This is a genomic window from candidate division KSB1 bacterium (assembly GCA_024655945.1).
In the GTDB taxonomy this organism is placed as follows: domain Bacteria; phylum Zhuqueibacterota; class Zhuqueibacteria; order JANLFK01; family Oleimicrobiaceae; genus Oleimicrobium.
In genome coordinates this window covers 87,580-100,472 of the sequence record JANLFK010000012.1, presented here as the reverse complement: position 1 = coordinate 100,472, position 12,893 = coordinate 87,580, and the positions used below count along the sequence as shown (strand labels likewise).

Annotated in this window: 9 protein-coding genes; 3 read left to right on the top strand and 6 right to left on the bottom strand. The window is 62.6% G+C overall.

The window, feature by feature from the left end; all coding sequences use genetic code 11:
- Window positions 1-13: 13 nt before the first annotated feature.
- Window positions 14-772, top strand: coding sequence for a phosphate ABC transporter ATP-binding protein PstB (pstB, locus tag NUW13_13405; GenBank protein MCR4440013.1), 759 nt, complete (start codon window positions 14-16; stop codon window positions 770-772).
- 32 nt (window positions 773-804) lie between these two features.
- A complete protein-coding gene (phoU, locus tag NUW13_13400; GenBank protein MCR4440012.1) occupies window positions 805-1,488 on the top strand; it encodes a phosphate signaling complex protein PhoU in 684 nt (227 codons plus the stop codon).
- A gap of 13 nt (window positions 1,489-1,501) precedes the next feature.
- On the opposite strand, the gene NUW13_13395 is transcribed toward phoU, so the two are convergent.
- Entirely contained in the window at window positions 1,502-2,572 is a 1,071-nt protein-coding gene (locus tag NUW13_13395) for a 4Fe-4S binding protein (protein ID MCR4440011.1), read from the bottom strand.
- A 926-nt stretch (window positions 2,573-3,498) separates the two neighbouring features.
- Here NUW13_13395 and NUW13_13390 point away from each other — a divergent pair.
- Window positions 3,499-4,107 (top strand): outer membrane beta-barrel protein, encoded by a 609-nt coding sequence (locus tag NUW13_13390; protein ID MCR4440010.1) that lies wholly within the window; start codon window positions 3,499-3,501, stop codon window positions 4,105-4,107.
- Window positions 4,108-4,184: 77 nt separating this feature from the next.
- Here NUW13_13390 and NUW13_13385 read toward each other — a convergent pair whose 3' ends face one another.
- The 5 genes from NUW13_13385 to NUW13_13365 all read right to left on the bottom strand — a co-directional run bounded on the left by NUW13_13385 (window position 4,185) and on the right by NUW13_13365 (window position 12,883).
- Window positions 4,185-5,093: a DUF72 domain-containing protein gene (locus NUW13_13385; GenBank protein MCR4440009.1), complete on the bottom strand. Its 909-nt coding sequence runs from the start codon at window positions 5,091-5,093 to the stop codon at window positions 4,185-4,187.
- A gap of 40 nt (window positions 5,094-5,133) precedes the next feature.
- The gene (locus tag NUW13_13380; GenBank protein MCR4440008.1) at window positions 5,134-7,407 is read right to left on the bottom strand and encodes a DEAD/DEAH box helicase; all 2,274 of its coding nucleotides are present in this window, start codon (window positions 7,405-7,407) and stop codon (window positions 5,134-5,136) included.
- Complete coding sequence (locus NUW13_13375; GenBank protein ID MCR4440007.1) at window positions 7,404-8,651, bottom strand: ribonuclease H-like domain-containing protein; 1,248 nt, start codon at window positions 8,649-8,651, stop codon at window positions 7,404-7,406. The genes NUW13_13380 and NUW13_13375 overlap by 4 nt, the downstream gene beginning before the upstream one ends.
- Before the next feature lie 102 nt (window positions 8,652-8,753).
- A complete protein-coding gene (locus tag NUW13_13370) occupies window positions 8,754-11,723 on the bottom strand; it encodes a DNA polymerase III subunit alpha (protein ID MCR4440006.1) in 2,970 nt (989 codons plus the stop codon).
- Window positions 11,720-12,883, bottom strand: a complete 1,164-nt coding sequence (locus NUW13_13365; protein ID MCR4440005.1) for a hypothetical protein — start codon at window positions 12,881-12,883, stop codon at window positions 11,720-11,722. Before NUW13_13365 ends, NUW13_13370 begins: the two co-directional genes overlap by 4 nt.
- Window positions 12,884-12,893 lie beyond the last annotated feature (10 nt).

Here is a 12,893-nt window from a genome sequence, read left to right as displayed (position 1 = left end):
ACAAGGCGCAGAGATGGAAAATACGAAGATCCAAACTAAGAAGTTTAGCTTCTACTATGGGAGCGTGAGGGCCCTGTGCGACGTCACCATGGACATCGCGGCGAACAAGGTCACTGCCCTTATCGGCCCGTCCGGATGCGGCAAATCCACCTTCTTGCGCTCCCTGAACCGCATGAATGACATCATTCCTGGGACGCGCGTGGAGGGCACCATTCTCCTTGACGGCGTCGACATCTATGACCGGGGCGTGGATGTGGTGGAACTACGGCGTAAGGTGGGGATGGTGTTTCAAAAGTCCAACCCTTTTCCCAAGTCGATTTTCGACAATGTGGCCTATGGGTTGCGCATTCACGGCGTGCGCGACCCGGCAGTGTTAGCGCAGCGGGTGGAGGAAAGCCTCCGGGACGCTGCCTTGTGGGACGAGGTGAAGGACCGTCTGAACAAATCGGCTATGGACCTTTCCGGTGGGCAACAGCAACGGCTGTGCATCGCGCGGGCCTTGGCCGTGCGGCCGGAAGTGATTTTGATGGACGAACCGGCCTCGGCGCTCGACCCCATCGCCACGCAGAAGATCGAGGAGCTCATCTTTCAGCTCAAGCAACACTACACCATCGTCATCGTCACGCACAACATGCAGCAGGCGGCGCGGGTGTCGGACTACACCGGTTTCTTCTACCTTGGTGAGTTGGTCGAGTTCGGCGAGACGGATCAGATCTTCACGCGGCCACGCCAGAAGAGGACCGAGGACTATGTGACCGGGCGCTTCGGATGATCCCGCCCGTTCACCAGCAGAGGAAAAATCCCATGGAACGACACTTTCATGAGCAGCTCCAAGAGCTCAAGGCCACCTTGACGCACATGGCCGCGTTGGTGGAGGGCGCCATCAACAAGGCGGTGGCGTCGCTGGTGGACCGCGACAAGTCTCTCGCCGAGCAAGTAATCGCCGGCGACGACGCCATCAACAGCTTGGAGATCGCCATCGACGAGCAGTGCCTCAAGCTTCTGGCGTTGCATCAGCCGATGGCCGGCGACCTGCGCTTTGTCACCTCGGCCATCAAGATCAACAACGACCTGGAGCGCATGGGCGACCACGCCGTCAACATTGCCGAGCGGGCGATTGTGCTGTGCGAGCAGGAGCAACTTAAGCCGCTCATCGACATCCCCCGCATGGCCGTGCTGGCGCAGGAGATGGTCAAGGACAGCATCCAGAGCTTTGTCACCGGCGACGTGCAGCGGGCCAAGGACATTTGCGTGCGCGATGACCAGGTGGATAACCTCGACGACCAGGTATTTCGCGAGCTCCTCACCTACATGGTGGAGGACCCCCGCACCATCTCACGGGCCCTCCACTTGATCATCATCAGCAAGAATTTGGAGCGTATCGCCGACCTTTCCACCAACATCGCCGAGGAGGTGATCTTCATCTATCAGGCGCACACCATCAAGCACCACTTCGAGGAGAAACAAGGCGACGTGCGCGGGCGATAGGGGTAAGGTCCCTTCACGGCGCGCTCTCCTTCCGCGCAGCTGAGCGGGCGCTCCGCCACTCTTCCTCTGTGCGCGGTGGCGGCTGGTGTTCTGCCGTTGCGCGAAGTTCCAGGCGAATGGCGCCGGTGGGGCAGGTGCTCACACACAAGCCACAACCCACACAGCGGTGGACCTCCACGGTGCAGGAGTCACCGTCGAGCGACAACGCGCTGAATTGGCAGCGCTCGATGCAGGTCCCGCAGGCGCTGCACAAGGTCGAATCCACAGACGCCTGATAGGACGAGGGAGCGACGGCACCGAGCGCGCCCAGCTCCGCAATGCCGCGCAGCACGCCGCAGGAACAGATGCAGCAGTTGCAGATGTAGCTCACCCCTTCCTGCACGTTCGAAGTGGAGTGGACAAACCCTTCCTGTTCGGCAGCAGCCAGCACCGCCAAAGCTTCTTCCTTGCTCAGCGCCCGGATGGCAGTGGCATGGTCAAATGCACCAGGGCGCGGCGAAAGCACGAGGCAGTTCTCGACTGAGTGTCGGCACCCTTGCCCGATGAGGCGCTTTTGCACGCGGCAGATGCAGTTCAGCACACCCCATGCGCGCGCCTGCTCGATGTAGTGGCTGGCACGCTCGTAAGGCAGCACTTCAACCTGCCAGGGGATGGCCCGCTCCACGGGAATCACCCGGTGCACGGACGGCCGCGCAGTCATGACGCGATGAAAGGCCTGGTGGTAGTACTCCTCGAAAAGGCGGGCGAACTCTTCGTCGATCTGCGCGTTCTGGTGCTCGTAGATGCCCACCACGAACGGGAGCAGCTTGTAGGCGAATCCACCTTTGCCCGGCTCCGCGTCGATCAGCCCCTTCTTCAGCATCTCTTTGAGCATCTGGCGGAGTTGATGGCGGTCGCGGTGCAAGCGCAAGGCGAGCTCCTCTGCCGTCTCATCAGGCTGGAGCGTTAACTCCGCTGCCAATGCGGCCTCTTCGGGGGTGAAGAGCTTGGCCAAGAGGCGGAGCTCCACGCCGCTCTCGGTGCGCGGGAAGCCGTTCGGGATCTGGTCTAAACGCTGCGCCAGCTTCTTGTACGGATCTTCCATACGTGGCTCACAAGATGAGGTTGTTCTTGCCGGAGCTTACCGGCGGCGGGCCGAGGTTCTGGCCTCGCGCCCGGCCTCGAGTCCTCATGCGGGGAATTCCCCTTCGGTTGTCCCTATCCCAGAGATGTGGTTCTACAAGCGAACTGCGCTGCCCCAACTGCCATGCGGGCCCGTGGCGCTTTGAGATGGGCGAACGCTCCTCTCTTGCTGGCATCGTAGAGAGCCGTGCAGCGAGTCAGGCCGGCGGCCGACTGCCGCATGACGTCTGCTTTCCGCCTGGTCTCTTCAATCCTTGGCACAGGCGTTCTGTTCTTGCGACGGCTGCCGAATTTGCTTGTCCCGTGACGCCTATTCGAAGCAGATTTATGCAGACGCGCCCGCCGTCCGCAAACCAACAGGGGCTCGACTTGTGCCGCCATTATACGAATTGTCCGCGACGAAGGCAAGGGAATTGTGCGGCAGAAGCGACGGGACAAAGGCTCGCTGTTGGCCATTCCAGGCGATGTTCTGTCCGCGCCGCGCGTCATGCAAAGGGCCAAAAACACATTGACTTTTTCTCGGGGTGAATGTATATTATGTATGATGTCCCTTCCGGGGAGGGCCCTAACTTTCCTGGAAGAGTTGACTGGCGAGATTGTTCTCCGGAGTAGGAGGGGCTGGGGGAGTGCAATGCCTTTATGCATTGCGGGGTGGGGCCCACCCGCCCCCCTACGCGGCCTTTGGCCGCGTTGCATCGCATAAAGGCGATGCACTCCGGGACCCCGCTCGAAGCAAAGGAGAAGGCTTGGCGTCCGGCGGAGTGGCAGTTCCGCCGCCTCTTACGCGGCCTGCGGCGGCGTGGCGCCGCATAAAGGCGGCGCATGCCGGGCCCCCCGGGAAGCAAGCGGGTGAGGGGGTGGCGCGTACGAATACGAAGGGAAGAGCCAATGAGAAACGTTCTGCTTATCATCCTGGCCATCTGTTTTGCACTGGCCGGCAGGGCTGGGGCGCAGTTCGCAGTCGGGCCGCGCGTGGTGGTTTCCGTGCCCACCGGCTCAATGGCCGACGAGCTGAAAAGCGGCGAGGGGATCGGAGTAAAGGCCTTCTACACGCTGCCACAGGCGCAGGTGCTGGCCCTGCGCGGCGACTTTGACTACCTTTCCTACAGCTCGCGGCCGGTGGGGGACTTTTACTACTACGCGGGCTCAGCACGCCAGGAGGCCTTCCGCCTCACCCTCGGGCCGCAACTCGCGGTGGACATCGCCCGGTTCCGTATCTACGGCGCAGCGCTGGGCGGGCTCTACGTCTTTCAGGACCTGTACGCCGTCACGGATGTCTGGGGTTTTGGGTACTCGGAAACCAAGACGAAGACCAAGTGGGAGTGGAACGCCGGCGGCGGCGCCATGGTCGACATCGGCCTCGGCCCGTGGGTGGACGTCGAGGTCCGCTACCACAGCGTCACCGATATGGTCAGCATGCGCCAGGACAACGTGACGACCGAGTCCGATGGTCAGGACATCAGCGTGCACGTGGGGGTGGTCTTCTTCTTGCGATGAAACGGGCGTCCCGCCACCCGTGCGGGGAAAGCGAGAGCGCGGATGATCGAGGCTCGCTCCCCAGCGAGGCCGTCCATCTACGAGAGCAGATTCTGCCGCAGGAGTTGGTCTAACTCGGTGATGGTAAGCGGCGCCGAGCCCTCTGCCCGGTTATTGATGAGAATGTAGGCCGGTACCTTCCGCTCCATGGCCATTGCCGCCAGGCGCAGCACATCCTGGCGCATGCGCGGCTGCCTGTCCACAATCTTGCCGTACGGTTGAAAGCGCTTGACCGCCTCCTCGTAGCGCATGCCCAAGGGCGTGAGCACCCGGCACACGATAAAATCCGCAGTCACGGCGTCGTAGCGAAGCTGCTCGCTGATCGGCGGCATGAAGCTCCAGTGGTTGAATACGTGCGCCACCCCGTGCTTGCGCAGCACGGCAAAATAGGCCGGAGCGAGAAAGTGGCGATTGCGAATCTCGACGCTGTATTGAAAGTCCTTTGGTACCTGCGCAAAGAAGCCGTCCAGTCGCTCGGCGAAGGCGTGTACGGAGGGCATATCCTCCCGCGACAGGTAGCCGAACTCAAAGATGAACGGCCCGGCAAAGTTGGCAAAGGCCTTGCGATAGGGTTCCAGGACCTTGGTGACGAACTGCTCGACGCTGAGGAAGTTGGGATTCTCCTTGCCCTTGTTGTCGCCGTAGCGGGGATGGTTGGGGTAGCGCTTCACGGTGATCTCTTCCCACACCTTGGAGCACGCCTTGAAGCCTGGAGGCAGTTGCCGGGCATAGGCGGCCAATTCGAAAGGCGAGGGCGGTCGGTAGAAGAACAGGTCCATGCCCACCGTCGAGAACCTGCCGTCGCGCGCGTATTCGGCCAGGCACTCTTTCTTGAAACGCTCGGGGCGGTAGTCCTTGTGGTAGACGATCCCCTTCCAGCCCTCGTAGGTCCAGGTACTGGTGCCCCAGTGGACGTAGGTCTTGTAATCAATCTCAGAGAATGGCATAGGACGCTCCTTGCGCACAAAGGCGCAGCGGTTGGCCCGCTCACTGGCCGATCCCCAGGTCCAGCAAGCGCAGTGCCTCGGTCTTTCCTCCTTGCCCAACTTCCAACGGCGGTCCTACGCACGATGGGCAGCCGCTGGTGCAGGGACATCGGGCGATGAGGTCCCTGGCAGCCGCTAACAGGTCGGCGTGCAGGTGAAAGAGGCGCCTGCTCAGGCCCACACCGCCGGGATGGCTTTCGTAAATGTACACGGTGGGGAGCTCCGAAAATGGCGAGCGCACCATGGGCACGGCGTGGATGTCGCGCGGGTCGCAAAGCGCAAACACTGGTGCCACGTTGGCCAGCACATTGGCCACCGCCTTGAGCGCATCCGCCAAGGTGGCTTGGTTGAGCGCTAGCGGCGCCAACTGCTCCCGAGTGATCTCCCACCAGTAGGCGGTGGTGTGGAGCTCCAGTTCCGGCAAGCTGATCTTGCCCCAGCCGACGTTTTCGTGCGTGCCGAACTTGATCTTCTTGTAGATGGTCGGGATGGTCGTGACGCTCACCTCGCCCAGCGCCTTAGTTCCCCCAGGCACCGCCTCTTGTGCCTCAACGTCGAGCACGCGGATATGGCTCTTTTCCTCCGCGTCGGTGTAATGGTCAACGGCCACTTCATGCACGTAGGCCTTGCGGCGCTGCCAGTCCAAGGTGTCCACGTGGTATTGCTTGCTCTCGTGCATGTAGATGGCCCCCTCGTGCACGAGCATCGGCGCGCTGAATTGGTCTACCTCGCCGATGACCCGCTCCTTGCCCTTTGCGGTGGTGTCGATGATGACGAAATTGCCAGTCGAAGCACTGCGCAGGCTCACCTCTTCGGCCGGATAGATGTCGCTGGCCCAGTGGTACTTGCCCTCGCTGCGGTGCAGCACTTGGTTCTGCTCCAGGTAGTCGAGGATTTTGCCAGTGGTCTCCACGCCAAATCGCTCGCCCTCGTCGAAGGGAAGCTCGAACGCCGCGCATTTGATATGGCTCATGAGGACCAGGAGGTTATTGGGGTCGATGATACCCGCTTCTGGCGGCTGTCCGAAGAAGTACTCGGGATGGTTGACGATGTACTGGTCGAGCGGCGCGCTGGAGGCAACCAGGATCGCCACGGAGGCATCCAGGCGGCGCCCTGCCCGACCGGCCTGTTGCCAGGTGCTGGCGATGGTCCCCGGGTAGCCAGCCATGATGCAGGCATCCAGCTGTCCGATGTCGATGCCCAATTCTAAGGCATTGGTGCTGACCACGCCCAGTATCTCGCCGCTGCGCAGCCCTCTTTCGATCTCGCGCCGCTCGTTGGGTAGGTAGCCGCCACGATAGCCGCGCACGCGGTCTTCGGGCTTGTGCAACTGGCGCATGGTCTCCTTGAGGTAGCTGAGCAGGATTTCTACGCGCAGACGGCTGCGCGCAAAGAGGATGGTTTGCACGTCGCCGGCTAAGAAGTAGCGGGCAATCTTCTGCGCCTCCCGCACCGATGAGCGGCGAATGCCCAGCTCTCTGTTCACCACCGGCGGATTGTACAGGATGAAGTGCTTCTCGCCGCGCGGTGCCCCGTTGTTGTCTATGAGCTCCACGTGCTCTTCCACCAGCCGCTCGGCAAGCTCTTTGGGATTAGCCACGGTGGCAGAGCAGCAGATGAACTGCGGGTTGGAGCCGTAGAAGCGGCAGACGCGCTTCAGGCGGCGCACGACGTTGGCCAAATGGCTGCCAAAGACGCCCCGGTAGTTGTGAATTTCGTCAATGACCACGTAGCGCAGATTTTCGAACAGGCGCAGCCACTTGGTGTGGTGGGGCAGGATGCCCTGGTGAAGCATGTCGGGATTGGTGACGACGATGTGTCCCGAGGTGCGGATGGCCTGCCGCGCCGAAGAGGGGGTGTCGCCGTCAAAGGTGAAGGTCTTGATGTCCTGTCCCAGCAGAGTGACGAGGTCGTGCAGCTCGGCCACTTGGTCCTGGGAAAGGGCCTTGGTGGGGAAGAGGTACAAGGCGCGCGCCTCCGGCTCGCCGAGGATTGTGTTCAACACCGGCAGGTTGTAGCACAGGGTCTTGCCCGAGGCAGTGGGCGTGACCACCACCACATGTCGGCCAGCGGCCAAAGCGTGCAGGGCCGCCCCTTGGTGGCTGTAAAGTTGGCGGATGCCCATTTCCTTGACCGCCGCCACCAGCCGTTGGTTCAAATGCGCCGGAAAGTCCACGTACTGTGCAGGCCGCGCCGGCAGAAGCTGCCAGTGGGTGACGTTGTCCCGAAACTCCGGGGTCTGCTGCAGCCTGTCCAAGATCTGAGCGACGGTCATCGGCGGCTGTCCTCGAGGGGGGAGTTTTGTCCAATTGATGCGTTCCTCATCTTGGCAAGCAGGCGCCGGCGCCGGTGCAGAAGCTGGGCGCGCTGCTCTTCCGCGTGCCACCTGGCGCCGCAGGACTCCTCCACCTCTAAAGCGTGCAGGGCACGATCGACCAGTTCCATGGCCCGCTGGTACTGGCGGGCGCGGTGCTCGTAGTATTTGGCCAGCTCCACGTAGGGGAACACGCCAGCGGCTCCTTGTGCGGCCATCTCCTCCCAGAGGGCAATGGCTCGGTCCCAATGGCCGAGGCGTTTGTAACAAAGGCTGAGGCGCAGCAAAGCCGGGGTGGAGGCTCGTGCGTCCAGGCCCTTGGCGCGGGCAAGTTCGTAGAGCGCAGCGCTGCGTTGGAACAGGCGCAAGTCCTCGTACACGCGGCCCAGGGCGAATAGGTCGTCGCCTTGCCTGGCGAAGGCGTCCGGCTGCGCATGCAGCTGGAGCAGTCTTGCAGCAAGGTGCATGAGGGAGAGGATATCCTGGCGATTGTGCTCGAAGACCAACGGCATCTGCGCGGCGTCCCGGGAGCGGAGATAGGCGAAGTAGAGGCTGGGGATGAGATGGCCTGGGATGTCCTGCGCCCGCCTGATGCCCAGGAGTTGCGTTTCCATAGCGTTCAGCGTCATCGCCTCGATGCGGTCGCGCCACAGGCGGCGGGCCGCGTGCAGCAAGTCGAGGTGCAGCAAGGGCTGTGGCGCGGGCATGCGCCGCAGGGCAAAACGCGTGAGCAGGAGGGGGTAGTCGTAGGCCTTGCCGTTGTAAGTCACCAGGCCTTGGCAGCCACTGAGCTCCTCGCGCACGGCATGAAGCAGGGCAGGCTCCTCGCTGAAGTTGCGCAGGAAGAACTGTTTTATGACCACGTCGCCCTGCACGAGGGTGCCGATGCCAACCAGGAAGCAGTAGGTGCCGGAACCGCCGGCCAGCCCGGTGGTCTCGCAGTCCACAAAGGCCGCACAACGCAGGTCGAGGGTCTGCAAGGACTCGTCTTTGCCAACCAGATGGAGCAGTCCGGATGAGCGGGCCAGGACATCGGCCACCGCGAGCTGTTGTCGGAAGGTGGTAGTGAAGCAGCTCCCCACCGGCGTGTGCTGGAGCTGTCCGGGAAAATGAGCCTCAATGTCCCTGCCACCGAGCTTCGTCTGGGTTGGTGGCGTGGAGAGGCTTATGGAGTCGATCCAGCGTAGTTTGTCGACAATGTCCATGGCGCGCCGCGTCGTTGTCTGCCAGCTTGGGGCCCTGGGCTTCCCTCCCAGAGCTGGGCTATGACAAGATGCAAAATTCCTGGCAATTAATCAACAGGAATCTCACAGAAAGCGGACGTCGAACACGTTGAGGGTCACTGCCCCGTATTCCTCCTGGACGCGCCCGCGCAGCACGTACGGCCGCGTGTCGCTGATCATCCGCGCGAACTTGGCGTAGGCCTGGGGGAAAAAGACCGTCTCATAGAGCGCGGTAATGTCCTCAAAACTCATAAACTCCATCGGTTCGTCGCGCTTGGTGGAGACCACCTTGCCGGTCACCCACCAGCCGATAGTCGTCACCGTGCGCCCGGCGTAACGGGGGAGCTTTTTGGCCGGCACATAGTCCAGCCCTTTGAGGCGTTCCTGGTACAGGGTCAGTGGGTGGCGACTGATGAGGAACCCCAATATCTCCATTTCGTGACGCAGGACGGTGCGCTCGTCATAGTCCGGGATGTCGGGGAAGTCAAGGGGTTCGTCCGGGAACAGAGAGAGCACCGGTGCGGCACTGCGGTGCCTTTTGGCAGCCCAGTACTGCAGGTGCCACATGAGCTCGGGGCGCGAGGCGTGCGGCTCCACGCAGTCGAATGCTCCGGCTTTAATGAGCAGGCGCACCTGCGCCGGGTCGATGCGCACGCGCTGCAGAAAGTCGTCGAACGAGCGGAATGGCCCGTGGGCGCGCGCTGCCAAAATGGCCGCGATGCTTGCCTCGGACAGGCCTTTAATCTGCAGCAGGCCGACGCGCAACTCTCGCCCCCTGCCGGTGTAGTGGCGTTCGCTGCGGTTGACGTCCGGCAGCAGCACCTTCAGCCCCATGCGCCGCGCTTCCGAAAGATAGGCGAAGGTGGAGTAGTAGCCTCCCTGGTTGGAAATGACCGCGGCCATAAACTCCGCCGGGTAGTGCGCGCGCAGGTAGGCCGATTTGAACGACACCAGCGCGTAGCTGGCACTGTGGGGCTTGCAGAAGGAGTAGCCCTCGAAGCTCATAATCATCTGCCAGATTGCATCGATGGTCTGCCGTGCGACACCCTTGGCCAAAGCACCGCGGTAGAACTTGGCCTTCAGGTCCGCCAGGCGCTTGTGGCGATGCTTCTTGGACAAAATCTTGCGCAACTCGTCTGCCTCGGCCGGGTCAAAGTCGGCCAGAGCCATGGCGGTCTTGGCAACGTCTTCCTGGTAGACCATGATGCCGTAGGTCTCCTTGAGGATGTCGGCCAGCAAAGGATGGAGGGGCGTGTAGGGGGCCCCTTTGAGACGCGCCAAATAGGCCTGGATAAAGAGATTGGCTGCCGGCCGGATGATGCTGGAATGAATCACCAGGTGTTCAAAGTCGCCGGTCTGTGCCTTTTTCTGCAGCTGGCGCATGGCAGGCGATTCCACGTAAAAGACGCCCACGGTGTCGCCGTTTCTGATCAACTCCTGCGTCTTGGGGTCGTCGATGGGGTTCCAGTCCTGGTAAGTGATTTCCACGCCATGGTTGGTGCGGATCGCCTGCAAGGCATCGCGGATGACTGCTAAGGAGCGGTTGCCGAGAAGGTCGATTTTGACCAGGCCCGCCTCTTCGGTCTGATCCTTCTCCCACTGGATGATGGTGACCCCTTTGGCGGCACGTTGGCGTGGCACATAGTTGTCGATGCAATCCGGGACGATGACCACCCCACCGCAGTGCACGGAGAGCTGCTTAGGCACGCCATGCAGTCGCTTGGCCAGCGCGATAATCTCTGGCCACGGTGGGGGGAGCTCCTGGCCGCGAAAGAGCGGATGGGAGCCCATGAGCTCGACAAAATCGCCGGCGAACCAGAGGCGGGAGAACCTCTTGGTGACCCTGGTGATTTCCTCCTCGGTGAGGCCGTAGACCTTGGCGATTTCGTGCAGGGCAGCCCGTGCTTTGAAGCAGACGTGGTTGGCCACCATGGCGGCGCGCGCCTCGCCATAGGTGCGCAACACATAGTCCAGCACCTCGTCGCGCTCGTCCCAGGCAAAATCCACGTCGATGTCCGGCGGGTCTTTTCGCCCGGCGTTGAGAAAGCGCTCAAAAAACAGATTGTGCCGCAGGGGGTCCACGTGGGTAATGCCCAGACAGTAGGCCACCAAGCTGGCCGCTGCAGAGCCTCGCCCGCAGGTGCGCGGCGACTGGCGGACGATATCGTACACGACGAGAAAATAGTCCGCAAACCCCTTCTGCTGGATGATCGCCAACTCGTGCTCCAGGCGCTCCCGCACCGGCGGGGTGATTGCCCCATAACGCCACAGAGCGCCCTGATAGCTCAACTCCCGCAGGCGTTGGTAGCCGGCTGCGCCATTGGGATTGGGGAAGATGCAGCCAGTATGCTCCGGCACGAAGGTGCACTGCTCGGCGATGCGCCAGGTGTTGGCAAGGGCCTCTGGACAATGGGGGAAAAGCGCCGCCATCTGCGCAGGGCTCTTGAACCAACTCTGCGGATGAGCGCACACCACCGGCGGCAGACGGGAGAGCGTGGTGTTGAGGTCGATGGCCCGCAGCAGCCGATGAATGCCGTACCCCTGGGGTTCCACAAAATGAACGTCGTTGGTGGCCACCGGTGGCAGGCGATGGCGCGCGGCACACGCGAGCAGCGGGGCCTGCACAGAACCGGGCGCTAACTCCACGTAGACGTCGGCGGCACCACTCTGGCGCACCACTGCCTCCAGCAGGGGGAGCGCGTGGCTGATGACGACAAGCCCCTGGCGGTCCTGAATCAGCTCCTCGGCTAAGGAAAAGTCCTCGCGCAAATGGCGAGCCGAGAGGATGTGGCAGAGCCGGCGGTAGCCTTGGGCACTTTTCACCAGCAGCACGGCCCGCGCCTGGTCCGTAACGACCTCCGCGCCCACGATGGGTTGCACTCCGCACTCCTGCGCCTCCCGCACAAACCAGATCAAGCCGTACAGGCCATTGGTGTCGGTGAGCGCTAGCGCAGGCATCTCATGCCGGGCAGCAGCGGCACACAGGGCCTCGATGCTGTCTGCGCCCTCCAGAAAGGAGTAGTGCGAGTGGGTGTGTAGATGGACAAAGTTCATGGGCAGACCATGCTCCGGGCAAAGCGAATGGCCTCCTCGCCGAAACGGGTGCGGATACGATCGATCGCCTGGGTCAGCGCTGCGCTCTTGGTCGTGGAACTTTCCGCAAAAAGAGGCAGCTGGCGTGGCTGCGATTTTAGGTCAAACAGCACAAGCGAGAGGGCCCGCACACGCGTGCGGCGGGCGAGAATTGTTTCCAAAAGGGCCGCCACTGCCGGATAGAGCTCGATCTCCATGTTGGAAGGCACCGGCAGGCGACATTGGCCCGCCGCCTCGCGATAGTCGGCATAAAAGATGTGGATACGGGCCGCGTGGGCGAAGAGGCGGCTGGTGCGCAAGCTGCGCGCTGCCTTTTCCAACAGGACAAACAACGCCGCACGCAGCACCTCCAGGTCGTTGCTCTCCTCCGGGAGCGTGCGACTGACGCAAACTCGCGGCGCCTGATCCGGCGGCTGCACCGGACGAGGGTCAACACCGCGCGCGTTCTGATACAGAGCTACCGCATCCTGGCCAAAGGCGACCGCCAGTTGCGGCAGGGAGAGTTGCTGCAGGTGCCGCACGAGCCGAATGTTCAAGTCCAACAGGTGCTCCTGGATGGGCTTGGTCACCGCCGGCAGCAGGCCCACGAGGAAGGGAGCGATAAACTTGCCCTCCTCCCCTTGCGGGACCCGGCGCAGGCCGCTCGGCTTGATGACCGCAGCCGCAAACTTGCTGACCATTTTGTTGCTGGCCAGTCCCACCGCTACCTCCAACTGCAGGCGGCTCTTGAGCTCTTTTTGGGCGCGCCAGGCGGTGTCGGTTGCCCCGCCGAAGAGGCGCTGCGTGCTGGTGATGTCCAGGTAGGTGTGGCCGTAGCGCTCGGGCTCGAACACGGGCGACAGGGAGCTGAGGACCTTGTTCATCGCCTGCGTGGCCCGGGCGTAGATGCGCTCGTCCGGGGGCAGCACGACCACATCCCGGCACTGCTTCAGCGCATCCTTCAGGCGCATCCCTTTGCGCAGGCCGGCCTGGCGGGCTTCGAACGACAGCGCCAGCACCTGCGCCCGTGCCCCAGGCGGCGCGATGACTACCGGATAGCCCCGGAGCCGCGGGTGGCGCAAGCGCTCCACCTGCACCGGAAAGGCGGTGGCGTCGGCGTATATGATGGCACGCGGTTGCATATGGTGTACA